This window comes from Streptomyces sp. DvalAA-43 (genome assembly GCF_900091725.1).
Classification (GTDB): Bacteria; Actinomycetota; Actinomycetes; order Streptomycetales; family Streptomycetaceae; genus Streptomyces; species Streptomyces pulveraceus.
On the sequence record NZ_FMBW01000071.1, the window covers coordinates 206,858 to 232,096 of the forward strand.

General features: G+C 72.5%; 23 protein-coding genes. 5 read left to right on the top strand and 18 right to left on the bottom strand.

The annotated features are described in order from the left end of the window. Positions 1 to 4: 4 nt before the first annotated feature. A complete protein-coding gene (locus tag GA0115234_RS29155; RefSeq protein WP_256088844.1) occupies positions 5 to 838 on the bottom strand; it encodes an aminoglycoside phosphotransferase family protein in 834 nt (277 codons plus the stop codon). A 335-nt stretch (positions 839 to 1,173) separates the two neighbouring features. Between GA0115234_RS29155 and GA0115234_RS29160 the strand changes: the two genes are divergently transcribed. Continuing rightward, positions 1,174 to 2,745, top strand: a complete 1,572-nt coding sequence (locus GA0115234_RS29160; RefSeq protein ID WP_176729317.1) for a helix-turn-helix domain-containing protein — start codon at positions 1,174 to 1,176, stop codon at positions 2,743 to 2,745. Between the two features lie 115 nt (positions 2,746 to 2,860). Here the strand turns inward: GA0115234_RS29160 and GA0115234_RS29165 are convergent, their stop codons facing one another. The 3 genes from GA0115234_RS29165 to GA0115234_RS29175 form a co-directional block, all read right to left on the bottom strand. Further along, on the bottom strand, positions 2,861 to 3,745 hold the full coding sequence (locus GA0115234_RS29165; protein ID WP_093547659.1) for a glycoside hydrolase family 19 protein: 885 nt from the start codon (positions 3,743 to 3,745) through the stop codon (positions 2,861 to 2,863). A gap of 346 nt (positions 3,746 to 4,091) precedes the next feature. After that, positions 4,092 to 4,955 (bottom strand): glycoside hydrolase family 19 protein, encoded by an 864-nt coding sequence (locus GA0115234_RS29170; protein ID WP_370804595.1) that lies wholly within the window; start codon positions 4,953 to 4,955, stop codon positions 4,092 to 4,094. Positions 4,956 to 5,213: 258 nt separating this feature from the next. Further along, positions 5,214 to 6,497: an adenylosuccinate synthase gene (locus tag GA0115234_RS29175; RefSeq protein WP_093547661.1), complete on the bottom strand. Its 1,284-nt coding sequence runs from the start codon at positions 6,495 to 6,497 to the stop codon at positions 5,214 to 5,216. A gap of 186 nt (positions 6,498 to 6,683) precedes the next feature. Between GA0115234_RS29175 and GA0115234_RS29180 the strand changes: the two genes are divergently transcribed. Further along, on the top strand, positions 6,684 to 7,541 hold the full coding sequence (locus tag GA0115234_RS29180; RefSeq protein ID WP_093547663.1) for a diacylglycerol kinase family protein: 858 nt from the start codon (positions 6,684 to 6,686) through the stop codon (positions 7,539 to 7,541). Positions 7,542 to 7,592: 51 nt separating this feature from the next. Here GA0115234_RS29180 and GA0115234_RS29185 read toward each other — a convergent pair whose 3' ends face one another. Next, a complete protein-coding gene (locus GA0115234_RS29185; protein ID WP_093547665.1) occupies positions 7,593 to 8,138 on the bottom strand; it encodes a GbsR/MarR family transcriptional regulator in 546 nt (181 codons plus the stop codon). 101 nt (positions 8,139 to 8,239) lie between these two features. Here GA0115234_RS29185 and GA0115234_RS29190 point away from each other — a divergent pair, with 101 nt between their 5' ends. The 3 genes from GA0115234_RS29190 (at position 8,240) to GA0115234_RS29200 (ending at position 11,327) form a co-directional block, all read left to right on the top strand. After that, a complete protein-coding gene (locus GA0115234_RS29190; RefSeq protein WP_093547666.1) occupies positions 8,240 to 9,181 on the top strand; it encodes an ABC transporter ATP-binding protein in 942 nt (313 codons plus the stop codon). Next, on the top strand, positions 9,178 to 10,812 hold the full coding sequence (locus tag GA0115234_RS29195; protein ID WP_093547668.1) for an ABC transporter permease: 1,635 nt from the start codon (positions 9,178 to 9,180) through the stop codon (positions 10,810 to 10,812). Before GA0115234_RS29190 ends, GA0115234_RS29195 begins: the two co-directional genes overlap by 4 nt. Before the next feature lie 185 nt (positions 10,813 to 10,997). Then, complete coding sequence (locus tag GA0115234_RS29200; protein WP_093547670.1) at positions 10,998 to 11,327, top strand: hypothetical protein; 330 nt, start codon at positions 10,998 to 11,000, stop codon at positions 11,325 to 11,327. Positions 11,328 to 11,558: 231 nt separating this feature from the next. On the opposite strand, the gene GA0115234_RS29205 is transcribed toward GA0115234_RS29200, so the two are convergent. The 13 genes from GA0115234_RS29205 to GA0115234_RS29265 all read right to left on the bottom strand — a co-directional run bounded on the left by GA0115234_RS29205 (position 11,559) and on the right by GA0115234_RS29265 (position 25,221). Continuing rightward, positions 11,559 to 12,788, bottom strand: coding sequence for a cytochrome P450 (locus tag GA0115234_RS29205; protein WP_093547672.1), 1,230 nt, complete (start codon positions 12,786 to 12,788; stop codon positions 11,559 to 11,561). 82 nt (positions 12,789 to 12,870) lie between these two features. Continuing rightward, positions 12,871 to 13,548 (bottom strand): response regulator, encoded by a 678-nt coding sequence (locus GA0115234_RS29210; protein WP_093547674.1) that lies wholly within the window; start codon positions 13,546 to 13,548, stop codon positions 12,871 to 12,873. Further along, positions 13,545 to 14,999 (bottom strand): sensor histidine kinase, encoded by a 1,455-nt coding sequence (locus GA0115234_RS29215; RefSeq protein WP_161275693.1) that lies wholly within the window; start codon positions 14,997 to 14,999, stop codon positions 13,545 to 13,547. Before GA0115234_RS29215 ends, GA0115234_RS29210 begins: the two co-directional genes overlap by 4 nt. Before the next feature lie 118 nt (positions 15,000 to 15,117). Continuing rightward, entirely contained in the window at positions 15,118 to 15,993 is an 876-nt protein-coding gene (locus GA0115234_RS29220) for an alpha/beta hydrolase (protein WP_093547676.1), read from the bottom strand. Between the two features lie 121 nt (positions 15,994 to 16,114). Continuing rightward, positions 16,115 to 17,350 carry a kynureninase gene (gene kynU / locus GA0115234_RS29225; protein WP_093547678.1) on the bottom strand — a complete coding sequence of 412 codons (1,236 nt, stop codon included), beginning with the start codon at positions 17,348 to 17,350 and terminating at the stop codon, positions 16,115 to 16,117. Further along, on the bottom strand, positions 17,343 to 18,191 hold the full coding sequence (locus GA0115234_RS29230) for a tryptophan 2,3-dioxygenase family protein (protein WP_093547680.1): 849 nt from the start codon (positions 18,189 to 18,191) through the stop codon (positions 17,343 to 17,345). Before GA0115234_RS29230 ends, kynU begins: the two co-directional genes overlap by 8 nt. Positions 18,192 to 18,345: 154 nt before the next feature. Then, positions 18,346 to 18,759 (bottom strand): DUF3151 domain-containing protein, encoded by a 414-nt coding sequence (locus GA0115234_RS29235; protein WP_093547682.1) that lies wholly within the window; start codon positions 18,757 to 18,759, stop codon positions 18,346 to 18,348. 70 nt (positions 18,760 to 18,829) lie between these two features. Then, the gene (locus GA0115234_RS29240; RefSeq protein ID WP_093547684.1) at positions 18,830 to 20,362 is read right to left on the bottom strand and encodes an MFS transporter; all 1,533 of its coding nucleotides are present in this window, start codon (positions 20,360 to 20,362) and stop codon (positions 18,830 to 18,832) included. Positions 20,363 to 20,507: 145 nt separating this feature from the next. Continuing rightward, entirely contained in the window at positions 20,508 to 21,311 is an 804-nt protein-coding gene (locus GA0115234_RS29245; RefSeq protein ID WP_093547686.1) for an ankyrin repeat domain-containing protein, read from the bottom strand. Positions 21,312 to 21,321: 10 nt separating this feature from the next. Next, positions 21,322 to 22,497 (bottom strand): MalY/PatB family protein, encoded by a 1,176-nt coding sequence (locus tag GA0115234_RS29250; protein ID WP_093547688.1) that lies wholly within the window; start codon positions 22,495 to 22,497, stop codon positions 21,322 to 21,324. A 91-nt stretch (positions 22,498 to 22,588) separates the two neighbouring features. Continuing rightward, on the bottom strand, positions 22,589 to 23,611 hold the full coding sequence (fbaA, locus tag GA0115234_RS29255; protein WP_093547690.1) for a class II fructose-bisphosphate aldolase: 1,023 nt from the start codon (positions 23,609 to 23,611) through the stop codon (positions 22,589 to 22,591). Positions 23,612 to 23,823: 212 nt separating this feature from the next. Continuing rightward, positions 23,824 to 24,363 carry an orotate phosphoribosyltransferase gene (pyrE, locus tag GA0115234_RS29260; protein WP_093547692.1) on the bottom strand — a complete coding sequence of 180 codons (540 nt, stop codon included), beginning with the start codon at positions 24,361 to 24,363 and terminating at the stop codon, positions 23,824 to 23,826. 57 nt (positions 24,364 to 24,420) lie between these two features. Next, on the bottom strand, positions 24,421 to 25,221 hold the full coding sequence (locus GA0115234_RS29265; protein ID WP_093547694.1) for an aldose epimerase family protein: 801 nt from the start codon (positions 25,219 to 25,221) through the stop codon (positions 24,421 to 24,423). Positions 25,222 to 25,239: the final 18 nt, after the last annotated feature.

Below are 25,239 nucleotides of genomic sequence, written 5' to 3' on the forward strand. Positions count from 1 at the left end.
CCGGTCAGCCCAGCAGTGCGCGCAGCCGGAGCGCCTGCCGCTCCGCCGTGCCGGGCGGGTTCCTGGAGTGTGCGGGGTCCGCGGCGGCGAGGATGAACAGCCAGGTCAGCGCCAGCAGCCGGCGGCAGTCCCGCAGCCGGGCGCGCTCCTGGACGGTCAGGTCGAACCGGGCGAGGAAGGCGGCGGCGTCCAAACCGCCGCCGACACCGTCGTCGACCCAGCTCGACACGTGCTCGGTGATCTCCGCGAGTTCGAAGGCGCGGTCGCTGCGGCCGGAGTCCTCGAAGTCGACCACCGCGATGCGTGAGGTCTCCGCGTCCCAGAGGTAGTTGGCGAGGTTTCCGTCACCGGCGCCGAAGACCGGCGCGGGCCCGTCCGGCGCGGTGGCCCGGTCCTGGCGGCCGTCCAGCCAGGCCATGCCCTCGCGCAGGGCCTCGCGCACCACCGCCCCGGTGCCCGGCGCCGGGGTGCGGTCGTGCCGGGTGCGCAGGCCCGCGATCAGCCCGGCCTCGTGGTCCGGGCGCATCGGCACCCGTAGCAGCCGGTCGCGGGGGACGGCCCGGTACATCGCGTCCAGTGTCCCGGCCAGCGCCGACAGGCGCGCCGCGTCCACCGGGGCTCCGCGCAGCGGAACGCCCGGCACCCGTGACATCACCACGGTCGGCGGGGCGGCCTCGCGGTCGACGGAGAGGGGCGCGGGGGCGAGGCCGGGCGCGTGGGCGTGCAGCAGGGTCAGCGCCCGCCACTCGCGGTCGAGGAGCGCGCGGACGTCGCCCTCGCGGTACCGCTTCGTCACGGTGTCGCCGAGGATCTCGATTTCGTGGGTGCTCCACTGCACGGGGCCATGATGCCCCGGAGCGTGTCCGGCTGGACCGGCCGGGGGCCGCCACTGACAACACGGGCGGCGCCGCCGACAACGGGAGGTACGGCTGCGGCCGACGACCGCGGCCACCCCCGTGAGCCGCGGCCGTCGCCCCCTCCCTCTCCCCCTGAGGGTGCCGCAACCGTGTTCGGACTCTAGGTCCTCGGATACGCACCCGGAAGCTTCAATTCGCACTGCGTGGGCCACCATGGGTATCGGTCCGCACAATCAAACCGGTACCCTTCATTCCGGTTTTGGGCGGGAGTGGAGGATCTGTGCACGCGCGGGAACGGGCCGATGACGTACTGCGGATGTACCGGCTGGCCCGGTCGGGCGGGGCCCGGGAGCTCCTGCACTGGGTGTCGGGCCGGGCGGCGGGCTGGGCCGGGCTGCTCGACGGGGACGGCACCGTGCTGCACGGCGTGACGCGCGGCGCGGACGGCACGGGCGGGGACGGTACGGGCGGGGACGCGGCGGCACTGGCGGGCGTGGACGCGGCGGCGCTGGCAGGCGAGTACGCGAAGGACCTGTCGCGGCTCGAAGCCCACTCCTTCGCCTTCGACCGGGGCCCGCACACCGCGCTGCTGTTCCCGCTGGACGGCCCGCCGGACGCCGCCGCCCCGATCCTCGCCGTGGTCGCGCCGCGCCCGCTGCCGGACGGGCTCGCCGTGCTGCTCTCCGACGTGGCGATGCCGCTCGCCATGTGCTGGGCGGCGGAGACCGTGGAACGCAAGCGGCTCCGCGTCGACCTCGCGGAGTCCCGCAGCCGGGAGGCGGTGCTGCATCTGCTCATGACGGGCCAGCTGTCCATCGCCCACCAGGTGGCGGGCGCCCTGCGGCCCACGCTGCCCGACCCCGTGCGGGTGTACGTCGTGGAGTGCCCGAGCGGCCGCCGGGACGAGGTGGCGCGGATCTGCGAGGAGCTCTCCGGGGGGCGGTCCTGGATCGTCCGCTGCCCGGTCTACGCGCGCCATCTGATCCTCGTCGTACCGGCGGACGCGGACGCGACCGAACAGCGGCTCGGGCTCCGGGCCGCCGAGGTGGTGCCCGAGTGCGTCGTGGGCGTGAGCGAGAACGTACCGCTGCCCGACACGGCGACCGGCTACCGCCAGGCGTTCCACGCGCTGGCCGTGGCCCGGGGGCTGCCGGAACGGCACGCCCGCTTCGGCTCGGCGCCGGATCCGGCGGTGGCCGCCGGGGCGGACGGTGCGCGATGGGCGGACGAGCTGCTCCACCCGCTGCTCACCCACCTGCCCCGGCGCAGCCAGGACCCGGGCAGCCAGGAACTCGCGGCGACGCTCGCCTCCTGGCTCGCGTTCGCCTCGCACGCGACCCTGCACCTGAAGATCCACCGGAACACCCTGGCCGCCCGGCTCCGGCTCATCGGCGAACTGCTCGGCCTCGATCTGAACCGGGTCGGCGACCAGGCCGCCCTCGACCTGGCCCTGCGCATCCGCGCCACCCCTGCCGGGGCCCGGAGCACCCACCGGGAGGAGCAGGGGGCCCGGCCGCCCTTCGGCCTGGACGACATCCTGCGCGGACCGGCCGTCCGGGAATGGGCGGCCCAGCAGCTGCGCCCGCTCACCGCGTCCGGCACCTCCCGGACCGCCGCCGACCCACGGGCGACTCTCCGCACCTGGCTGGAGTGCGAGGCCCAACTCGGCGCGACGGCCGACGCGTTGGGCATCTCGGTGCCGGGGGCCCGTAAGCGCCTCGCCCGGCTCGAATCGATTCTTCAGCGCTCGCTGCTCCAGGCGCCGAGCGCCCGTTACGACCTGTGGCTGGCCTTCCGGGCCCTGGACGTCGCGGGCGCGGACAGCGGGGGCGCATACGGCGCGGTAGTGGGCGGCTCGGACAGCGCGGGCGCGGACGGCGCCCGGTAGACCGAAGCGGGGGCGCGTCCGGCCGGAGCCGGGCACGCCCCCTTCGGGTGGGGGGTCCACCACCCTGGCTCCGCAGGCCGTCGCAGTCACGGCCGGCGAACCCGAGGAGTGGAGATCAGCAGCTCAGATTGGAGCCGGGTGTGGTGCCGAGGATCGCCACGAACGCCTGGTAGCGGTCGATACGGCTCTGGACCTGGGCGGGGTTGCCGCCGTTGCACTCCAGGGTGCCGTTGATGGAGCGGATCGTCTCGCCGAATCCCGCGCCGTTCACCATGGCGTTGTGGGCGGTCATGGTGCCGGGGCCGTTCTGGGTGTTCCAGTACCAGAGGCCGGTCTTCCAGGCGACCGAGGCGTTCTGCTCGACCAGGTACGGATTGCCCAGCAGGTCGATGCCGAGGGCGTCACCGGCGGCCTTGTAGTTGAAGTTCCAGCTGAGCTGGATCGGCCCGCGGCCGTAGTACGCGGCCTGACCGGCCGGGCAGCCGTAGGGCTGACTGCTGTCGCAGTAGTGCGGGTAGTTGGCCGTGTTCTGCTCGACCACGTACACCAGACCGCCCGTCTCATGGCTGACGTTGGCGAGGAACGCCGCCGCCTCCTGGCGCTTGACGGTGTCGCTCCCGGTGTTCGCGAAGCCCGGGTAGGCGCTCAGGGCCGCGGTGAGTCCGTCGTACGTGTAGAACGGATTCCGGTTCGGGAACATCTGGTTGAACTGCGCCTCGCTGACGACGAAGCCGGACGGCGTGCCGGGGTCCGTGCCGCCCCCTCCACAGCTCCCCTGGTCCGCCCAGACGTCGGAGCTGCCGGGGGTCTCGTTCTGGGTCCACCACTTGGCGGTCCAGTTGTGTCCGTTGTAGGAGGCCGATCCGCCGCCGGTGTAGACGGACGAGGAGTTCCAGGGCGCCGCGCACTCGGCTGCCGCGGCGGTGGTGGCGGGGAGAACGACGACCATTGCGACGACCGCGCCCAGCGCGGCGAGCAGGCCCATGATGCGTCTGATCATGCGATCACTCCTTCGGTGCGGCGCAGCGAGCCGTCCGGTGCACCGCCATGGGGGGCGTGACGGTCACTCAAGCGCCGCCACTCCGGGCCTGTCAAGGTCTAGACCAACGTCCGTTCATTTCTCCGCCGGGGCGCCCGCGGGCGGGCCTTCGACGCATGCGCACCACTGGACCCACCCTCAACAGGGGTGATTCCGGAGGGAGTTGATCCGGATCATGCGCCGCGACCCGGACGGGCCCGAAGGTAAAAACCTCCGGGCCCGTCCAGCATGCGGAACACCGGAGCGCCGGATCGCCGGGCTGGGCGTGACGCCGGAACGCCGGAACACCCGGCCGGGCGACGGACCGTCAGCAGCCCAGCCGGGAGCCCGGAGCCGTGCCGAGGATGCCGGTGATCCGTTCGTACCCGGCGACACGGGCCGCGACCGAGGCGGGGTTGCCGCCGTCGCACTCCAGGGCGCCGTTGAGCGAACGGATCGTCTCGCCGAATCCCGCGCCGCCGACCATCGCCTCGTGCGAGGTCATCGTGCCGGGGCCGTTCTGGGTGTTCCAGTACCAGAGGGCCGTCTGCCAGGCGACGGACGGATCCCGCTCGACCAGCCAGGGGTTGTGGAGGAGATCGAGGCCGAGCGCGTCACCCGCGGCCTTGTAGTTGAAGTTCCAGCTGAACATGATCGGGCCCCGGCCGTAGTACGCCTTCTGCCCCGCCGGACAGCCGTACGGCCGGCTGTAGTCGCACTTGCGCCAGTAGTTGTCCTCGTTGATCTCCTTCACGTACTGGAGCCCGACCGACTCGAAGTCCGCGTGGGTCAGGAACGCCGCGGCCTCCTGGGCCCGGGTGGTCGGCGTGCCGGTGTTGGCGAAGCGCGGGTAGGCGTGCAGGGCGTCGATCAGGCCCTGGTACGTGTAGAAGGGGTTGCGGTCCGGGAAGATCGCGTCGAACTGCGCCTCGCTGATGACGAAGTCCGAGACCCCGCCCGTGCAGGCTCCCTCGTCGGCCCAGACGGTCGTGGCGCCCGGATTCTCGTTCCGCGTCCACCACTTGGCCGTCCAGTTGCGGCCGTGGTGCGAGACCGTGCCGCCCTGCGTGTAGGCGGTCGACGAACTCCACACGGGCGCGCACTCCGGGGCCGGATCCGCGGCGGCGGAGTCGGAAGCGGAGGCAGAAGCGGTGGGAAGGAAGGCGGCCGTCGCGAGGACGGAACTCAGCACGATCAGAAGGCTCTTGATGCGTTTCAGCGCTGCTCACTCCTTCGGCAGGGCACGCCGAACACCTCAGCGGGCCGTCTGGACGTCCCGCCACTCAAGCCTCGATGGTCTGGACCTGTCAAGGTCTGGACCATTGGGTCCGGGGGGACGGGATTCCGGGCCCGGGTCCTGAGCCCGGTGAACGTCCAGGAGACGCGGAGAGGGCCGGGACGCGCCGTCCCGGCCCTCTCCGCGTTCGCCGCCCCTACAGGGCCGCCGCTCCTACAGGAAGGAGTTGATCTCGATGGTCTCGGTGCGGCCGGGGCCGACACCGATCGCGGAGATCGGGGCGCCGGACATCTCCTCCAGCGCCTTCACGTACGCCTGCGCGTTCTTCGGCAGGTCACCGAAGGTCTTGGCCTTCGTGATGTCCTCGGACCAGCCCGGCAGCATCTCGTAGACCGGCTTCGCGTGATGGAAGTCGGTCTGGCTGTACGGGAGCTCCTCGACGCGCTTGCCGTCGATCTCGTACGCCACGCACACCGGGATCTGCTCCCAGCCGGTCAGCACGTCCAGCTTGGTGAGGAAGAAGTCGGTGAGGCCGTTGACCCGGGTCGCGTACCGCGCGATGACCGCGTCGAACCAGCCGCAGCGACGGTCGCGGCCGGTGGTGACACCGCGCTCGCCACCGATGCGGCGCAGCGCCTCGCCGTCCTCGTCGAGCAGCTCCGTCGGGAACGGACCGGCGCCGACGCGGGTGGTGTACGCCTTGAGGATGCCGATGACCCGGCTGATCTTCGTCGGGCCCACGCCGGCACCGGTGCAGGCGCCGCCCGCGGTCGGGTTCGACGAGGTGACGAAGGGGTACGTGCCGTGGTCGACGTCGAGCAGCGTGCCCTGACCGCCCTCGAAGAGGACGACCTTGCCCGCGTCGATGGCGTCGTTCAGGATCAGCGTCGTGTCGGCGACGTACGGCTTGATCTGCTCCGCGTACTGGAGCATCTCCTCGACGATCTTGCCGGACTCGATCGCGCGCCGGTTGAAGACCTTGGCGAGGAGCTGGTTCTTCTGCTCCAGGGCCGCGTCGACCTTCTGCTCCAGGATCGACTCGTCGTAGAGGTCCTGGACGCGGATGCCCACGCGGTTGATCTTGTCGGCGTACGTCGGGCCGATGCCGCGACCGGTCGTGCCGATCTTGCGCTTCCCGAGGAACCGTTCCGTCACCTTGTCGATCGTGACGTTGTACGGGGTGATCAAATGGGCATTGCCGCTGATCAGCAGCTTGGACGTGTCCACGCCGCGGTCGTTCAGCCCACTCAGCTCGGAGAGCAGGACGGCCGGGTCGACGACGACACCGTTTCCGATGACCGGGGTACATCCCGGCGAAAGGATTCCGGAGGGGAGGAGATGCAGTGCGTACTTCTGGTCACCGACGACCACCGTATGGCCGGCGTTGTTGCCGCCTTGGTAACGCACCACATAGTCCACGGATCCACCGAGGAGGTCGGTGGCCTTTCCCTTGCCCTCGTCACCCCACTGAGCACCGAGCAGCACAAGTGCGGGCACAGGCGTACACCCCTTCCGGGCGGGGCATGTCCAAGGTCAGGGGGCGTACGTAAACGTCGTACATGCCGTACGACGATGTACGACAAGGCCTGAACCGTCGAACCGGGTGCCCCGGAATAGACGAAGCCCCTGGCGCAATAGCGCAAGGGGCTCTTGCACCAAGATGCTACCCGAGGAAGGACCGAGGTGTCGGCTGCCCAGCCCCCCGGCGACGGTGCGCACCAGTTGCTGGTGGTCATCGACCCGGTCGCCCGCCGGACCGACGGCGAGTCCGTGCGTATCGCGAAGGACGTGCTGAGCGCCGGTTCGCACGCCAAGATCTGCCTGCCCGACGGGCCCGAGGAATTCGCCCGCGCCCTGTCCCGCCGGGGCGGTCGGCGGCCGGTGGTGGTCGGCGACGACCGCGCGCTGCGGCGGGCGGTGGCCCAGCTGTACCGGGAGCGGGAGCCGTCCGGGAGCGCGCTCTCGCTGATCCCGGTCGGCGGCGCGGCCGCGCTGGAACTCGCCCATTCGCTCGGCGTGCCCACGGGCGCGGTGGCGGCGGCGCGCACCGCGCTGGACGGTGCCGCGCGCAGGCTCGACCTGCTGGTCGACGACAGCGACGGCGTGGTCCTGGGCGCGCTGCACATCCCGGCCCTGAGCGCGCCGCCGGGCGCGGCGGCCGCGCACACCGGGGTCACCGCGGTCTGGGACACCTGCCGCCATCTGGTCCGCACGCTGGTGGGCCCGGCCCCGGCGGCGCCCGCCGGCCCGTCGGCCACGCACCGGCTGCGGGTCGAGGCGGACGGCGTCCTGCTGAACGACCTGGACCGCCCGGTCGAATCGGTGACCGTGACCTCGCGGGGCGGCGACGGGGGCCTGGCGGAGGTGGTGATCAGGCCACCGGCGGCCGACCCGGAGACGACGGAGGCCAAGGCCGTCACGGTCTCGGGCGCGGACTTCCGCTACCGGGCGGACATACAGGTCGGCGGCCCGGTCCGGACGAGGACGTGGACGGTGCGGGCGGGGGCCTGGGGGCTGATGCTGCCGGTGGGCGAGGGATAGCCTCCGGTCGAGGGGCGGGGTGAGAAGGATGTCGGACGCTGTGCGCGCCCGTCAGGCGTCCGCGTGCCCGTCGTGGGCCGGGAAGCCGAGCGTCTTGCGGTGCTCGCCCCAGCGGTCCATCATCCCGACCAGCTCCGCCTGGAGGAACTCGAAGAACGCCACCGTCTCGGCGATCCGGGCGCCGGCCGGGGTGTCCTTGCCCAGGATGCGGACGCCTTCCCTGAGGGTGCTCTCCCAGCGGGTCAGCACCCGGTCGCGGCTGGCGAAGGTGGTGAACCAGACCTCGTCGATCAGGCGGTAGCGGTCCCGGCGCGAGCCCGGCTCGCGCTCGCGGCCGACCATGCTGACCTGCGTGAGGTAGTTGACCGCGCCGGACACGGCGGCCGGGCTGATCTGCAGCGCCATGGCCAGCTCGGCGGAGGTCATGGACCCGTCGTCGTCCGCGAGGAGCGCGGCGAAGACCCGGGACGCCATCCGCTGCATGCCCGCCTCGGTCATCTCGGACGCGAACCGCTCCACGAACCGCGACACGGCCTCCGCGTCACGCCCGGAGCGTGTGGTCCGTCCGGTTTCGCTGGTCCCGGTTTCGCTGGTCATCGCCCGATCGTCTCCCCTGGTTTCCCGGCCCCCGCCGTAACGCCAACTTTATACGCTTCCTTAACTTCACAAATTTGTGAAAGTAGCGTACGTTCAGAAACATGACGAAGGCGATCACGGTGGCCGGACTGCACAAATCGTTCGGTCGGACACACGCGCTGGACGGCCTCGACCTCACCGTCGAGACCGGCGAGGTCCATGGCTTCCTCGGACCCAACGGCTCCGGGAAGTCCACCGCCATCCGGGTGCTGCTGGGCCTGCTGCGGGCCGACTCCGGCGCCGCCCAGCTGCTCGGCCGCGACCCGTGGCACGACGCGGTGGAGCTCCACCGGAAGGTGGCGTACGTCCCGGGTGACGTCACGCTGTGGCGCAACCTCTCCGGCGGCGAGGTGATCGACCTGTACGGGAGCCTGCGCGGCGGCCTCGACCGGACCAGGCGCGCCGACCTCGTGGACCGGTTCGAGCTCGACCCGACCAAGAAGGGGCGTACGTACTCCAAGGGCAACCGCCAGAAGGTCGCCCTCGTCGCCGCCTTCGCCTCCGATGTGGATCTGCTGATCCTGGACGAACCCACCAGCGGGCTCGACCCGCTGATGGAGGGGGTTTTCCAGGAGTGCGTCGCCGAGGAGCGTGCCCGCGGGCGGACGGTCCTGCTCTCCAGCCACATCCTCAGCGAGGTCGAGACGCTCTGCGACCGGGTCAGCATCATCCGCCAGGGGCGGACGGTGGAGACCGGTTCGCTGGCGGACATGCGCCATCTGACGCGTACGAACATCAGGGCCGAGCTGGCCGGTGCGCCCGACGGGCTCGCCGGTCTGCCCGGCGTCCACGACCTCGACGTCCAGGGCCTGCGGGTCACCCTCCAGGTCGACACGGACAAGCTCGACGCCGTGCTCAAGGCGCTCACCGCGTCGGGCGTGCGGACGCTGACCAGCACCCCGCCCACGCTGGAGGAGTTGTTCCTGCGCCACTACGCGCCGGACGCGGCGGAGACGGCGGACGCGTCCGGTGGCGGCGAGGGTGTGGGGGTGGCGGCGCGATGACTGCCGTGACCACCACCGCCCCGTCCGGCACCCGGCGCCGGACGCCGGTCGCGACCGGGCAGCTCGCCGGGACGTGGCCCCTGCTGCGGCTCGCACTGCGGCGCGACCGGATCATGCTGCCGATCTGGGTGCTCGCGCTCGGCGGCACCTTCTCCTCGGTCGGCAGCTCCATCGCCGCGCTGTACGACACTTCCGCGCAGCGTGCCGAGCTGGCCGCGTCGATGAACGGCAACAGCTCGCTCCGCGCGATGTACGGACCGGTCTTCGACGACTCGGTCGGCGGGCTCGTGAGCTGGCGGATGGCCGCCTTCGGAGCGGTGCTGGCGGCCGTGATGAGCCTGATCGTCGTCATCCGGCACACCCGGGAGGAAGAGGAGACCGGCCGTCAGGAGATGCTCTCCTCCGCCATGGTGGGGCGCCGCGCCCCGCTGACCGCCGCGCTCCTCACCGCAGTGATCGCCAACGCGGCCCTGGCGCTGGTGATCGCGGCGGGCCTGGCGGGATCCGGTGCGGGCGGTGCCGGGGCGGTGGCCCTCGCCCTGGCGGTCGCCGGGACGGGGGTGCTGTTCGCCTGCACGGCCGCGATCGCCGCGCAGTTCACCGAGAGCGCCCGGCTCGCCAAGGGGCTCACGGCGGCGGTGATCGGTGCCGCGTTCGTCCTGAAGGCGGCGGGCGACTCGGCGGCGGACGACGGCTCGTCCGTGATGACCTGGCTCTCCCCCATCGGCTGGGCGGAGAACGTCCGGGCGTACGCGGACGAGCGCTGGTGGGTGCTGCTCGTCCTCGCGGCGGCCGTCGCGGTCCAGGCCGTCCTCGCGTACACCCTGGCCGGGCGCCGCGATGTCGGCATGAGCTTCCTGGCGACGAGACCGGGGCCCGCACAGGGCCGGATCACCACGGCGTTCGGTCTCTCGCTGCGGCTCCAGCGCGGCGCGCTGACCGGGTGGACGCTCTCCTTCGCCGTGGTCGGTGTCGCCTTCGGCGGGCTGACCGGCGGGGCGGCCGATCTCGTCGGTGACAACGAGAAGACCAGGGAGATCTTCGAGCGGATGGGCGGACAGGCCGGTCTGACCGACGCGTTCCTCGCCACGATGGTCTCGGTACTCGGAATGGTCGCGGCGCTGTACATCGTCGCATCGGTGCTGCGGCTGCACGGCGAGGAGACCGCCGGGCGCGCCGAGCCAGTGCTCGCGGGCGGCGTGGGCCGGATCGGGTGGGCGGCCGGTCATCTGGTCGTCGCGTTCGGCGGCGCTGCCCTGCTCATGGCGGCCGGCGGCCTGGGCCTGGCCGTCGGCTACGGCCACGAACTCCCGGCCGTCCTCGGGGCGTCGCTGGTGCAGCTCCCGGCGATCTGGCTGCTGGGCGGGGTGACGGTCCTGCTGTACGGGGCGTTCCCGAAGGCGGCGGTGGCGGCCTGGGGCATCGCCGGGATCTGTCTGGCGCTGGGGTGGCTCGGGCCCGCCGTCGACATGCCGCAGGCGGTGATGGACGTATCACCGTTCACACATCTGCCGAAGCTGCCGGGCGGCACGGGAATGGAATGGGGCCCGGTGCTCATACTCACCGCCGTCGCGGCGGTGGTGGTCGGGGCGGGGGTGGGGGCGCTGCGCAGGCGCGATGTCCTGACGTGACAGTGGCCCGGGGGGCGGGAAACCTGGAGGCGGGACCTGGGGGTGGGGGGCCTGGGAGCGGGGAGCCTGGGGGGTGGGGAATCCTCAGGGGGAGACGGGGTGGACAGGCCGGAGACCGGGCAGGGGATCCCGGGAGGAATCCCCGAGGTGCAACCTCGCCGCAGCGTCGCCGCGTCACCCCGATCGTGGAGAACCGAAGCGAAGCCGTTCGCGGGACTCTCGGATGCCTGGTCGTCGCCGCGGGCGGGACCGCCGGGGTGCTCGCCTGGGCGCCGTACGGCAGGCATGGCATCTTCGGCGGCTTCGAGGGCACATCGGAGTGGAACGTGCTGTGGCTCGGGCTGCCGGTCATGACGCTCGGCGGCATCGCGGCCGGGTTCACCCTCGCCGCCCTCGCGGGGCGGAAGTGGCGCCGGGCGCTCGGGGCGGCGGCGGTGCTCGCAGCCCTCACCGGTTTCGGTGTGGCCTTCGACGTACTGGAGGGCCCGCCCCTGGCCTGCGGACCGGGCTGCTGAGCGCGGGTGATCCGGCCCCTCGCGGCCTCTGGCCCACAGTCCGGCCCTCGCAGCCCCTGGCCCGCAGCCCCTGGCCCGCAGTCCGGCCTCCGCAGCCCCCGGTCCCGCAGCCCCGGCCCGTAGCCCGTAGCCCGCCCTCCGCCGCCAGTCGCCCGCCACCCGCATCCACCACCGCTGCCGCCCTCCGCCGCCCGCCGCCCGCCGTCTACCGGCCTCCGCCGCCCGCCGTCGTCACAGCTCCACGCGGAGTTCGTTCAGGCCTCTGATCACATAGCCCGGGTTCCACTCCGGTTCGGCGGCCAGCCGCATCGCCGGGGCACGACGCAGCAGCTCGCCGAAGGACGCGGCCAGTTCGACCCGGGCCAGCGGGGCGCCCAGGCAGAAGTGGATGCCCGCCCCGAAGCTGATGTGCGGGTTGTCCTGCCGGGCCAGGTCCAGGGTGTCCGGGGCGGAGAAGCGGGCCGGGTCGCGGTTGGCGGAGCCGAAGAGCAGGGCCACCTCCGAGCCGCGCGGAATGACCGTGCCGTCGATCTCGATGTCGTCGAGGACCCAGCGCTCGAACATCTGGAGCGGGGTGTCGTACCGCATCAGCTCCTCGATCGCCGTCGGCAGCAGCCCGTGGTCGGCGCGCAGGGCGGCCAGCTGCTCAGGGTGGCGCAGCAGCGTCCACCAGCCGTTCACGGTGGTGTTGACGGTCGCCTCATGGCCCGCGTTCAGCAGTAGCACACAGGTGGAGATCATCTCCTGCTCGCTCAGCCGCTCCCCCTCGTCGTGGGCGGCGATGAGCGCGGAGATCAGATCGGTACCGGGGTTCTTGCGCCGCTCCTCGATCAGCTCGCGCAGATACGCGGAGAAGTCGAGCGAGGCGCGGACGGCGGCGCGGGCGGTCTCCTCGGACGGGTTCAGTTCGTACATCCCGCAGATCGCGGCGGACCAGGGCCGCAGCGGGGCCCGGTCGGACTCCGGGATGCCGAGCATCTCGGCGATGACGGCCACCGGCAGCGGCTCGGCGACCGCCGTGAGCAGATCGCCACCGCCCGCCTCGACGAAGGAGTCGACCAGCCCGGCGGCCAGCCGCCGCACGGTGGGGACGAGCCGCTCGACCGTACGCGGGGTGAACGCCTTGGAGACCAGGCGCCGGATCCGGGTGTGGTCGGGGGCCTCCAGGTCGAGGAGCCCCTGCCCGTTGAGAGTGTGGAAGGGCTCGTGCTCGGCGGGCGGCGGGGTGCGGCCGAACTCCTCGTGGGTGAAGCGGTGCAGATAGGTGCGCCCCAGCCGCCGGTCACGCAGCAGCGCCGACACATCGGCGTGGTGCGGGACGAGCCACTGGTCGGTCGGCTCGAAGCGGTGCACCCGGCCGGTGGCACGCAGCGCGGCGTAGGCGGGGTACGGGTCGGCCACGAAGGCCGGGGACCAGGGGTCGAAGGGCGCATCGGCCACGGAACGGGAAGACGGGTGCATAGGCGGACGCTAACCGCACCCCACCACCGCCGACCACCCACCGGCGCTCACCGGTACCCACCAGTGCCCGGCCCCGGCCGTCTCAGGACGGTGTGACCAGCCGGGCCTCGTACGCGAAGACGGCCGCCTGGGTGCGGTCGCGCAGCCCCAGCTTCACCAGGATGCGGCTCACATGCGTCTTGATGGTGGACTCGGCGACCACCAGGTGCGAGGCGATCTCGGCGTTGGACCGGCCCTGCGCGATGAGGACGAGCACCTCCGTCTCGCGCTCGGTGAGGTCGCCGACCCGGGCCAGCGCGGGCGAACGCGGGGTCTCCGCGAGCTTCGAGAACTCGTTGATCAGCCGCTTGGTGACGGTCGGGGCGAGCAGCGCCTCGCCCGCGGCCACCACCCGTACCCCGTCCGCGAGCTGGCGCGCGGAGGCGTCCTTGAGGAGGAAGCCGGACGCCCCGGCGCGCAGCGCCTGGTACACGTACTCGTCGAGATCGAAGGTGGTCAGTACCAGCACCTTGGCGTCCGCGTCGGCGGCGACGATCTCGCGGGTGGCCTCGATGCCGTTGAGTTCCGGCATCCGGATGTCCATCAGGACCACGTCGGGGCGCAGCGCCGCGACCTGGGCGATGGCCTGCCGGCCGTCGACCGCCTCGCCGACGACCTCGATCCCCGGCATGGCGTTGAGCAGCACCGAGAAGCCCTCGCGGACCATCATCTGGTCGTCCACGATCAGCACCCGGATCGGCGGGGCGGTGGGGGTGCTCATGCCCGGCCCGCCTGTTCCGTCTGCTCCGTCTGTTGCGTCCGCTCCGTGCTCTTCCCGAACCGGACGCCGACCGTCTTGTCCTGCTCCTGGGACTGGGGCTGGGACTGGGGCTGGGGCTGGGACTGGGGCTGGGACTGGGGCTGGGGCTGGGACTGGGGCTGGGACTGGGACTGGGGCTCGCTGTCCGCCTGCACGGGGATGAACGCGGTGATCTCGTAACCGCCCTCGCGGGTCGTCTCGGCCGTCATGTCGCCGTTCAGCATCGCGACCCGCTCCCGCATCCCCGTGATCCCGTGACCGGCCCCCGGCGAAGGCTTCACCGGACCGGTCGGGGCCCCGTTGACGACCCGCAGGCCGAGCCCGCCCAGCACATAGCCGATCTCCACCTTGGCGGTGGCGCCCGGTGCGTGCCGCAGCGTGTTGCTGAGGGCTTCCTGGATGATCCGGTACGCGGACAGCTCGACCCCCTGCGGCAGTTCACGCACCGCACCGGTGATCGTCTTCTCCGTCTCCAGGCCCGCCTCGCGCACATTGGCCAGGAGCCCGTCGAGCTGGGCGAGGGTGGGCTGCGGGGCGTCCGGGGCCTGGTAGTCCTCGGCCCGTACGACACCGAGGACCCGGCGCAGCTCGGTGAGGGCGGCGACGGCGTTCTCGCGGATCGTGACGAAGGCCTGCTCCAGCTCGGGCGGCGGATTCTCCACCCGGTACGGGGCGGCCTCGGCCTGGATCGCGACGACCGACATGTGGTGAGCGACCACGTCGTGCAGCTCACGGGCGATGGTGGTGCGCTCCTCCAGCAGCGTGCGCCGGTCGCGTTCGACGGCGGTCACGGTGCGCTGCACGGTCACCTCGCGCTCCGCCTCGCGACGGATCTGCACCATGGCCACCATGAGCAGGGCGAACGCGGAGGTCAGCGCCATGCCCAGGGTGGTGGTCCCGGGGCGCCAGACGAGGTTCTCCATGAACGTGCCGAGCAGCAGGGTCAGTCCCCACATCCAGGCGGCGGTGCGCGGCCGGGTCCGGGCGGCGACGACGATCAGCACGACCAGGTGCGCGAAGAACGTGCTCGGCCCCCATGGCCACCCGTCGCCGCCGAGCATCGCGGTCACCGGGGTCGACGCGAGCGACATCCAGAACGCCCCGACCGGCCTGACCAGCGTCATCAGGACGCAGATGGCCGGAAGCGCGGCCATCACCTCGCCGGGCGCGTGGTGCGTCCGGGAGACCCCCGTCAGGAAGACGATGAGCGCGGCCAGCACCACCGTCGCGTGCGGCGCCCACACGGCCCGCGCCCGCACCCGTTTCGGCAGCCACCGGATCAGCCGCGCGTCGGTCCGCAGCGACGGCATCGGGCGGTAGGCGAACGCCTCGTGGAAGAGGGCCTCCCGGAGGCCGCCTATCGCCCCCGCGGCCATCCGGTACTCCGGGCTTCTGCTCTTGGTCTCGGTCACGCTTCCACGGTAGGGGGCGGACAGGGGCCCGGTCGTCAGCAGTGATACGGATCCTGCGCCGTCCGTCGCAAGTACTACGGACTCCTCCGCACCGCGCCGTCCCGCCGCGTCCCGGCGCTCACCAGGCCAGCTGGGCGAGCTCCTCCGCCACCACCGCGCAGGCGTCCGCCGCCGGGTCGATCAGCGGGAAGTGGCCGACCTCGGGCAGCAGCGTCAGCCCCACCGTCTCGCCCGCCTTCGCCGCCGCGTCGACGAACGCCTCCGCGACCGCCTGCGGCACATCGATGTCCGTGGTGCCCTGCACCACGGTGGTCGCGATGCCGGTGGGCAGCAGCACGGCCGGATCGACGTGCGGGGCCCGCTCCCCGAAGTCCTCCTCGCGGCCGAGGAGTTGGCCGACCGCCCCGGAGCACACGCCGAGCGCGACGGCGGTGGCGAAGTCGGCGATCGGGGCGAGGGCGACGACGCCCCGCAGCTCCGGGGGCGCGGACAGCCGCCACGGCGACCCCTCGGGCAGTACGTGCCGGGCGGCGGCCCACAGCGCCAGCTGCCCGCCGGCGGAGTGCCCCGTGACGACGATCCGCCGGGCATCGGCCTGCGGGAGTTCCCGGGCCAGCAGCGCCGGGAGCGCGTCCATCGCCGCGGCGACATCGTCGAAGGTCTCCGGCCAGCGGCCCGCGACGGGGCCGGACCCCCGCTGCTGCGGGATCTCGCTGCCGCGCCGGTACTCGACGCTGGCGACGGCGAATCCGCGCCGGGCCAGGAAGTCCGCGAACGGCGACACATGCTGCCGGTCGTAGGGCGCCCGCCACGAACCGCCGTGCAGGACGACCACGACCGGCGCCCCGGTCCGCCCGTCGCGCGGGGCGTAGAAGTCGATCAGCTGGTCGGGGTGGCTGCCGTAGGCGGCGGATGCGTCGGGGGCGACCGGTGGATGCGAGAGGGCCGACTCGGTCTCGGCTGCGTCCCGATCACGCGCGGCAGAATCCGACATGCTGCTCCAACCGTCCTGTAGCTGAGCCCAACTGGCCTGACCTGCGGGGACGGTACCAGTACGGAAGGCTTCCGTCCCCGCCGAGGACCACAACGGGAGACCGGCTCCCGCCAAGGTCCCGCTACCTCTCCGCCAGCACCTCGCCCAGCACCCGCGCCGCCCGTTCCACGTCCGCGAAACCGACGTACAGCGGTGTGAATCCGAACCGCAGCACATCCGGCCGGCGCAGGTCCCCGACGACGCCCCGGGCGATGAGCGCGCTCATCACCGGTTCCGCGTCCGCGCAGCGCAGCGCGACCTGACTGCCGCGCTCCGCGTGCGCGGCCGGGGTGACCGGGGTGACCCGGCCCTCGGGCACGTACCCGGCGACGCACTCCAGGAAGAAGTCCGTCAGCGCCAGGGACTTGGCCCGTACCGCCTCGACCGGCACCCCGTCCCACACGTCCAGCGACGCTTCGAGCGCCAGCATGGAGAGGATGTCGGGGGTGCCGACCCGGCCCCGTACGGCGCCGTCGGCCGGGGCGTACACGGGGGTCATGCCGAACGGGTCGGCGTGCGACGTCCACCCCGGCAGCGGCGAGTCGAAGGCCGCCTGGTGGCGCTCGGCGACGTAGAGGTAGGCGGGCGAACCGGGGCCGCCGTTCAGGTACTTGTACGTGCAGCCGACCGCCAGGTCCACACCGTGAGCGTCGAGCCCGACCGGCAGGGCACCCGCGCTGTGGCACAGGTCCCAGACCGCGACTGCGCCCGCCTCGTGCACGGCGGCGGTGAGTCCGGGCAGGTCGTGGAGCCTGCCGGTGCGGTAGTCGACATGGTTGAGCAGGACGGCCGCGGTACGCGGGCCCAGCGCGCCGGGCACCCCGTCGGGGGCGACCGGGACGAGCCGGTGGCCGGTCATCCGGGCCGCGGACTCGGCGATGTACCCGTCCGTGGGGAAGGTCGTCGCGTCGACGAGGATCTCGTCGCGGCCCCGGGGCGCCAGCCGGGTGGCCGCGACGACGGCCTTGAAGACGTTCACGCTGGTCGAGTCGGAGACGACGATCTGCCCGGCGGCGGCCCCGACGAGCGGGGCGATCCGGTCGCCGATCCGTTCCGGCGCGGTCCACCAGCCGCTCTCGTCCCAGGACCGGATGCGCAGCTCGCCCCACTCACGGGCGAGGACCTCCTGCACCCGGGCGGGGACGTGCACGGGCAGCGCGCCCAGCGAGTTGCCGTCGAGATAGACGACGTCGTCGAGGGTGAACAGCTTCCGCCGGTCCGCGAGCGGGTCGGCGGCGTCGAGCGCCGCGGCCCGCGCGGCGAAGGTCCCGGACGTGGCGGCGGAGGATTCGGGCACGGCTGCGGAGGACTCAGACATGGCTGCGCGCCGTCCACAGCTCGGGGAAGACGTTCTTCGTGGCCCGCTTCTCCAGCCAGGCGACCCCGGCGGAGCCGCCGGTCCCGGTCTTCGAGCCCATCGCGCGCCGGGTGGCGACGAGATGGTCGTTGCGCCAGCGCCACACCAGCTCGCCGACGTCGGTGAGCGCCTCGCCGAGCCGGACCAGGTCCTCGTGCTGCTCGGGGTCGGTGTAGATCTCCGCCCAGACCGCCTCGACCTCGGCGGACGGTTCGTACTTCCGCGACAGGTCCCGGCCGAGCACGGCCGGGGGCACGGCGAACCCGCGCCGGGCGAGCAGGGCGAGCGTCTCGTCGTACAGACTCGGCTCGCCGAGCGCCTTCTCCAGTTCGGCGTGGACGCGGGGCGCGCCCCGGTGCGGCACCAGCATGGACGCGGACTTGTCGCCCAGCAGGAACTCCATCCGCCGGTACATCGCCGACTGGAATCCGGAGCCCTCACCGAGGGCGGAGCGGTAGGAGTTGAACTGGGCGGGGGTGAGCTGGGCGAGCGGGTTCCAGGAGGCGTTGAGCGCCTCCAGCTCCCGCACCGACCGCTTGAGCGCGTCGCGTGCGACGGTCAGCCGGTCCTCGCGCAGGGCGTGCGCGGCGGTCTCCCACTCATGGACGATGACGGTGAACCACAGCTCCATGACCTGGGTGGTGACCAGGAAGACCATCTCGCCCGGATCGTCGGAGCGAGGGTGCTGGAGATGGGTCAGGACATCCGCCTGGACGTAGTCCTCGTACGGAGTCGTGCCCGCGAAGTCGAGGTGCGGGGTCTGCGCACCGGTGGCTTCGGGGTCGGGGTGGATCGTCGACATTGCTGTCTCCTCGACACGAGCTTCCGGGTAGCGGTCCGCCCCTTCCGTGAGGTGGTGGAGCTCCGGTCCCCTGTCGGCATCCTAGACGGACGCCCCAGGAGCGCGCAGACCCCGCAGACGTACCGCTCGTCCACGGGGTCCGGGGCGCTGCTTCCTAGCCGAGGGTCTCGGCGGCGGTCGGCGAGGAGTCGCGCAGGAACGTCGAGCAGCGCTCGTACTCCTCCTGCTCACCGATCGACCGGGCGGCCCGCGCCAGGGCGTGCAGGGCGCGCAGGAAGCCGCGGTTCGGCTCGTGCTCGAACGGCACCGGGCCGTGGCCCTTCCAGCCGGACCGGCGCAGCGCGTCGAGGCCGCGGTGGTAGCCGGTGCGGGCATAGGCGTACGACTCGATGACGCGGCCGCCCTCGAACGCCTCGTCGGCGAGCTGTGCCCAGGCCAGGGAGGAGGTCGGGTACTTCGCGGCGACATCGGCGGGGGCCGTGCCGTTCGCGAGCAGCTCGCGCGGCTCCGGGTCGTCGGGCAGGTGGGTCGGGGCGGGGCCCCCGAGCAGGTTCTCGTGGATCGACATGGGTTCAAGTGTGCCTGGCACATGCGTGCCGGGGTACCCGGGCGGTCGGTCGGTGCCGGTCCTCGGGCGGTCAGCCGGTGCCCGGGTCCTCCTCCTTCTCCTGCGCGGGCTCCAGGGGCGGGGCGGCGATTCCGCAGTGCACCGTGCACTCGGGCCGCGTCTGTTCCTCCTCGCCGGGCACGGCCGAGGGCCCGCGCACCGTCGCCCAGGCGATCACCGCCCCCAGCACGAGGAGCCCGGCGCACATCGGCATGGCCCGGCGGAAGGTCGCGGCGAACTCGTCGGGGATCCGGTACGCCTCCGGGCCCATTCCGGCGAGCAACGGCAGCGCGGCCACCGCGATCAGCCCCGCGGCGCGGGCGGCGGCGTTGTTGATCCCACTGGCGAGGCCGGCCCGTGCGGTGTCCACGGAGGCCAGCACGGTCGCGGTGAGCGGTGCGACCACGGTGACGAGTCCGACGCCGAGGACGGCGACCGCGGGCAGGACGTCGGTGAGGTAGCCGGAGACGGTGTTCGACCCGGGCCCGACCCGCAGCATCAGCAGCATGCCCGCGGCGGCGACCAGCGGCCCCGCGGTGAGCGGGATGCGGGGCCCGATGCGCTGGCCCAGTTCGCCCGAGGCGGCCGAGAAGAGCAGCATCAGGACGGTCGTCGGCAGCAGTGCCGTGCCCGCGCCGAGCGCCGAGTACCCGGCCACCACCTGGAGCTGGATCGCGGAGAGGAAGAAGTAGCCGCCGAGCGCCGCGTACACGCAGAGGGTGATGATGTTGACGACGGTGAACTGCCGGGACGCGAAGACCGAGGGCGGCAGCATCGGTGCCGCCCGGGTGCGCTCCACCCGTACGAAGACCGCCCCGAGCAGGCCCCCGCCGACCGCCGCCCCGATCACCACCGCGGACGCCCCCTGCCCCGGTGCCTCGATCAGCGCGTAGGTCACCAGGGCGAGGGCGAGCGCCCCGAGCACGGCACCCAGCACGTCGAAGCGCCCGTGCGCGTGCGGATCGCGCGACTCCGGTACGTGGCGCAGCGCCACCGGCACGCAGACCACGGCGAGCGGCACATTGAGCAGGAACACCCACCGCCAGCCCGGCCCGTCGACCAGCCATCCGCCGACGAACGGCCCGATGGCGGCCCCGACCCCGCCGAGCCCCGACCACAGCCCGACCGCGCGGGCCCGGTCGTCGGGGTGGAAGCTCGCCTGGATCAGGGCCAGCGAACCGGGCGTGAGGAGCGCCCCGCCGATGCCCTGGAGGGCGCGGGCACAGATCAGCACGGCGGCGTTCGGTGCCAGGCCGCACAGCACGGACGCGGAGGCGAACCAGACGACGCCGACGACGAAGACCCGCCGCCGCCCGTACCGGTCGCCCAGGGCGCCGCCGAGGAGGATCAGCCCGGCGAGGGTCAGCATGTAGGCGTTGACGGTCCACTGGAGGGCGGCCAGGTCGGTGCCGAGGTCCTTGCCGATACGGGGCAGGGCCACGTTGATGACGGTGGAGTCCAGCATGGCCATGCTGGAGCCGAGGACGGTGGTGAGGACCACCCAGCGTCCGGCGGCGGAGGCGACCCGGATGGCTCCCGTCTCGGCTGCGTCAGGCACAGGCATACGAGCAGCATCCCCGCTCCGTGCCGGGAGGGCCATCGGGGCGGGGAAACCGGCGCAGGGATCAACCGGTCGGACCGGCTGATCAGGCCGGCGCCGGTCAGCCGCCCAGCCGGCCAACCGCCCAGCCGGTCAGCCGGTCAGCCGGTCAGCCGGTCAGGTCGACCGAGGGGCGGCTGTCGCCCGTGCCGTTCCAGTGCACGCGGAATCCGGCTTCCCGGAACGCCCCGACGACGAGCCCACCGGCCCGTTCCATCGTCCGGGGGCTGCCGTCCGGGGCGCCCCAGAACGCCAGCAGGAGGTGCCCCGTCCTCCGGGCCCGTGCGGCGTCCTGGCGCGTGTAGTAGCAGAACCCGACGAGGCCGTCCGGCCCCCCGGCCCGTTCCCCGGCGGCCTCGGAGCAGTCGTCGAAGCCGTCGGACTGGGTGGTGCCGGCATCGGCGAGCGCGACGAACCCCGCCGCTTCCAGTCCGTCCAGCACCGCGCCGATCCGCTTCTCCGCCGCGCGCCACTCCGCCCGCGACAGCCTCCGCTCCGGCACCGGCTCCGCCTCGCCCGGGGCCGGAGGCGCGGCCCCGGCGGCGGCCGCCAGGAGCGCGGCGACCTCCGGGACCCAGGCGTTGACGGTGATGTGGTTGCCGTGGCCGTCGGTGACATCGGGATCCGCCCCGCGGGCGATCAGCAGCTCGACCGCCTCGGGCGACTGCGAGAACTCGGCGGCGAGATACAGGGCGGTACGCCCGTCACCGCCCGGCTGCTCGACGGGCGCCCCGGCGTCCAGCAGCGCGGCGAGGACGGCGGCCGCACGGGCCGGATCCGCCTCGGCCCCCATCGCGGCCCGGTGCAGCGGGCTCCACCCGTACGCGTCGACCGCGGTGACATCGCATCCGGCGTCCAGGGCGGCCCGTACCGCGGCGACATCACCGTGCTGCGCGGCCTCGAAAACATCCATCGGCGGCGGCCTACGACGCCCGTGCCGTCACGGCCCGTACGCCCCGGATCAGCGCCTCGACCCCGGCCTCCGCCTTTGCGCGCGGGCACCCCACGTTCAGCCGTACGAAGCCCTCCGCGCCGTACACCCCGCCCGGCATCACCGCGACCTTCTCCCGCTCGATCAGCACCCGCTGCAAGGCCTCGTCGCCCTCGACACCCGCGGGCCGCAGATCGATCCAGGCCAGATAACCGGCCTGCGGCGGCTGCCACCCCAGCTCCGGGAACGCCTCGTTCAGCCGCCGCGCGACCAGCGCCAGGTTCCCGGCGACATACCCCCGGAGCGCGTCCAGCCACTCCGCCGACTCCCGGTACGCGGCGATGTGCGCGGTCAGCGACAGCACCGCCGGGGAGGCGAGCCCCTCGGCGGTCTCCATCCGGCGCAGGAACTCCGCCCGGTCGGCCGGATCGCCGATCAGCCCGTACGAACCGGTCAGCGCCGGGAAGTTGAACGCCTTCGACGCGGAGGTGATCAGCGCCCAGCGCCCCTCGCCACCGACCCGCGTCCACGGCACATGCGCATACCCGTCGTGCACGAAGTCCGCGTGTATCTCGTCGCTGATCACCGCGACCCCGTGCCGTGCGGCGAGCGACGCCATGGCGCCCAGCTCGGCCTCCGTCCACACCCGGCCCGTCGGATTGTGCGGCGAACACAGGACCAGGACCTTGCTGTCGGGTCGGGCGAGCTCGCGCTCCAGCGCCGCCCCGTCCCCCACCGGCACGCCCCGCAGCTCCCGCCCGAGCCCGGTGACCGCCTTGCGGAAGCCGTCGTACGTGGGGGTGTGGACGACCACGCCCTCGCCCTCCGAGGTCCACATCTGGAGCAGCTGCGAGAGCTGGCTGAGCACGGAGGGCCCGTACACCAGCTGCCCGGTGTCCACCTCCGTGCCGTACCGCGTCGCGTACCAGTGGGCTATCGCCGAGCGGAAGTCGTCCTGCCGCCAGTCCGTGTAGCCGAACACTCCGTGGTCGAGACGGGAGCGCAGGGCGTCCAGCACCTGCGGGGCGGTCTCGAAGTCCATGTCGGAGATGGTGAACGGCAGCAGCCCGTCCACCCCGAACCGGTCCGCCACCCCGTCCCACTGGACACACCAGGTGCCCCGGCGGTCGACGACGGTGTCGAAGTCATAGCGCGCGCTGGAACCCACAGCGACCCCTTATGCAATGCGTCTGTCGGATATGCCGTGGGCCCGGCACCCCACGGGGTACCGGGCCCACGGCCACACTTCGTACCGGCTGCTACTTCAGCTTGGTGCCGGTGGAACGCAGGTTGGCGCAGGCCTCCGTGACGCGCTTGGCCATGCCGCCCTCGGCGGACTTGCCCCAGCTGCGCGGGTCGTAGACCTTCTTGTTGCCGACCTCGCCGTCGACCTTCAGCACACCGTCGTAGTTGCGGAACATGTGGTCCACGATCGGGCGGGTGAAGGCGTACTGGGTGTCGGTGTCGAGGTTCATCTTCACGACGCCGTTCTCCAGCGCGGTGGCGATCTCCTGCTCGGTGGAGCCGGAGCCGCCGTGGAAGACGAAGTCGAACGGGGACGTCACGCCGTACTTGGCGCCGACGCCCTCCTGGAGGTCCTTCAGCAGCTCGGGACGGAGCACGACGTTGCCCGGCTTGTAGACACCGTGGACGTTGCCGAAGGAGGCGGCCAGCAGGTAGCGGCCCTTCTCGCCCAGGCCGAGCGCCTCGGCGGTGCGCAGCGCGTCGTCGACGGTGGTGTACAGCTCGTCGTTGATCTCGTGGGTGACGCCGTCCTCCTCGCCACCGGTCGGGGTGATCTCGACCTCAAGAATGATCTTGGCGGCGGCGGCCTTGGCCAGCAGCTCCTGGCCGATGGCCAGGTTGTCGGCCAGCGTCTCGGCCGAACCGTCCCACATGTGGCTCTGGAACAGCGGGTTCTCGCCACGGGCGACGCGCTCGGCGGAGATGTCGAGCAGCGGACGCACATACCCGTCCAGCTTGTCCTTGGGGCAGTGGTCGGTGTGCAGCGCGACCGTGATGTCGTACTTGGCGGCGACGATGTGCGCGAACTCGGCCAGGGCGACGGCGCCGGTGACCATGTCCTTGTTGTACTGGCCGCCCAGGAATTCCGCCCCACCGGTGGAGATCTGGACGATGCCGTCGCTCTCCGCCTCCGCGAAGCCGCGCAGTGCAGCGTGCAGGGTCTGGGTCGACGTCACATTGATGGCCGGGTAGGCGAACTTGCCTGCCTTCGCCCGGTCGAGCATCTCGGCGTAGACCTCGGGGGTTGCGATGGGCATCTGACCGCTCCTTGGGATGTGCGGGTGTGCGTGCTGGTTCCCTGACCTGGGGGCGACGTCATCGTCGCCCCCATCTTCCCAGACTCTCGCTCCGGCTCCACCTGGCCCTGCGCTCCAACGCTCCGGCGCACGGAGCGCGGGCATGCCGAAGGGGCGGGCCGTTTCACGTGAAACAGCCCGCCCCCGGAAGAAACCGCAGGTCACACCGGATGTCAGGCCAGGTCGAGATCGGCCACCGAGTAGACGTGGACATACGGGAGACCGGCCTCGGCGATGGCCGGAGCCGCACCGCGCTCCACGATCACGGCCACGGCCACGACCTCGCCACCGGCCTCGCGGACCGCCTCGACGGCCGTCAGCGGCGAACCGCCCGTGGTCGAGGTGTCCTCGACCACCAGACAGCGGCGGCCCTTCACCTCCGTGCCCTCGATGCGGCGCTGCATCCCGTGCGCCTTCTGCGCCTTGCGGACGACGAACGCGTCCAGCTCCTGCCCGCGCGCGGCGGAGGCGTGCAGCATCGAGGTGGCGACCGGGTCGGCGCCCAGCGTCAGCCCGCCCACGCAGTCGTAGTCCAGCTCGGCGGTGGCGTCGAGCATGACCTGACCGACCATCGGAGCGGCCTTGCCGTCCAGCGTGATGCGGCGCAGGTCGATGTACCAGTCGGCCTCAAGACCCGAGGAGAGGGTCACCTTGCCGTGTACCACGGCCTTGTCCTTGATCTGCTGGAGCAGCTCAGCACGTACGTCAGTCATGGCTACGAGCTTAAGCCGCGCGTCTCACATCAACTTTCGCCGACTCCGGTGCCGGGATCACAGCCGGCGCCAGCTCCATGTCGTCGAGATCTCCAGCGGGTCGATCGGGGTGACGTAGCGCGGCGCGGTGTTCAGACCGTTCGGCGGGCCGGACTGCGGCTCCACGCAGACCGCCTCGTCCTGCTCGTCGTAGATCACGACCCACTCGGCCCGGCTCTTCACGGTCAGCTCCAGCTGCTCCGGCCAGGTGAGTGTCACCCCGACCCCGTCCGGCATCCCGAAGCAGTCGTCCCAGGGACCGGCCAGGGGCGGGATGCGACGGCCGGTCGGCAGATGGTCCTCGCCCCGCTCCTCCTGCCAGGCCGCGTCAAAGGCCACCTCCACGTCCTTGCCACCGCCGCCGAGGTTGCGCAGGAACCAGGGGTGCCAGCCGGCCTGCGCCGGGAACGAGTCCCCGTACGTCTCGATGCCGAAGGCGAGCGTCAGCGAATCCTCGGCCAGCTCGAAGGTCTGGGTCACCCGGCCGGGATACGGCCAGGGGTCGGCGAGGTCGTAGTAGAACGAGGCCTCCCGCTCACCCAGCCGGGCGGTATGCCAGGTGGTGTCCCGGCCGGTGCCGTGGATGGCGTGCGGCGGGGCGTTCAGCGGCAGCCGGTGCGGGACGTCGCCGTTGTGGAACAGCCCGTTCCCGGTGCGCCCGCACCACGGCACCATCGGGAAGCAGCCGTACCGCTCCCCCTGCCGCAACAGCTCGGTACCACCGATCCGCAGGCTGTCGATGCGACAGCCGTTGGCGGGATTCACGGTCAACTCTGCGTCGCCGACGGACAGCCGGACGTCCTTCTCGCTGCTACTCACCCGACCGAGATTACTGGC

Bases quoted from the DNA above. Each gene is read 5' to 3' on its own strand.
- GA0115234_RS29160 (WP_176729317.1), top strand. From the start codon at position 1,174: ATGTACCGGCTGGCCCGGTCGGGCGGGGCCCGGGAGCTCCTGCACTGG.
- GA0115234_RS29165 (WP_093547659.1), bottom strand. From the start codon at position 3,745: ATGATCAGACGCATCATGGGCCTGCTCGCCGCGCTGGGCGCGGTCGTC.
- GA0115234_RS29185 (WP_093547665.1), bottom strand. From the start codon at position 8,138: ATGACCAGCGAAACCGGGACCAGCGAAACCGGACGGACCACACGCTCC.
- GA0115234_RS29190 (WP_093547666.1), top strand. From the start codon at position 8,240: ATGACGAAGGCGATCACGGTGGCCGGACTGCACAAATCGTTCGGTCGG.
- GA0115234_RS29195 (WP_093547668.1), top strand. From the start codon at position 9,178: ATGACTGCCGTGACCACCACCGCCCCGTCCGGCACCCGGCGCCGGACG.
- GA0115234_RS29205 (WP_093547672.1), bottom strand. From the start codon at position 12,788: ATGCACCCGTCTTCCCGTTCCGTGGCCGATGCGCCCTTCGACCCCTGG.
- GA0115234_RS29210 (WP_093547674.1), bottom strand. From the start codon at position 13,548: ATGAGCACCCCCACCGCCCCGCCGATCCGGGTGCTGATCGTGGACGAC.
- GA0115234_RS29220 (WP_093547676.1), bottom strand. From the start codon at position 15,993: ATGTCGGATTCTGCCGCGCGTGATCGGGACGCAGCCGAGACCGAGTCG.
- kynU (WP_093547678.1), bottom strand. From the start codon at position 17,350: ATGTCTGAGTCCTCCGCAGCCGTGCCCGAATCCTCCGCCGCCACGTCC.
- GA0115234_RS29230 (WP_093547680.1), bottom strand. From the start codon at position 18,191: ATGTCGACGATCCACCCCGACCCCGAAGCCACCGGTGCGCAGACCCCG.
- GA0115234_RS29235 (WP_093547682.1), bottom strand. From the start codon at position 18,759: ATGTCGATCCACGAGAACCTGCTCGGGGGCCCCGCCCCGACCCACCTG.
- GA0115234_RS29240 (WP_093547684.1), bottom strand. From the start codon at position 20,362: ATGCCTGTGCCTGACGCAGCCGAGACGGGAGCCATCCGGGTCGCCTCC.
- GA0115234_RS29245 (WP_093547686.1), bottom strand. From the start codon at position 21,311: ATGGATGTTTTCGAGGCCGCGCAGCACGGTGATGTCGCCGCGGTACGG.
- fbaA (WP_093547690.1), bottom strand. From the start codon at position 23,611: ATGCCCATCGCAACCCCCGAGGTCTACGCCGAGATGCTCGACCGGGCG.
- pyrE (WP_093547692.1), bottom strand. From the start codon at position 24,363: ATGACTGACGTACGTGCTGAGCTGCTCCAGCAGATCAAGGACAAGGCC.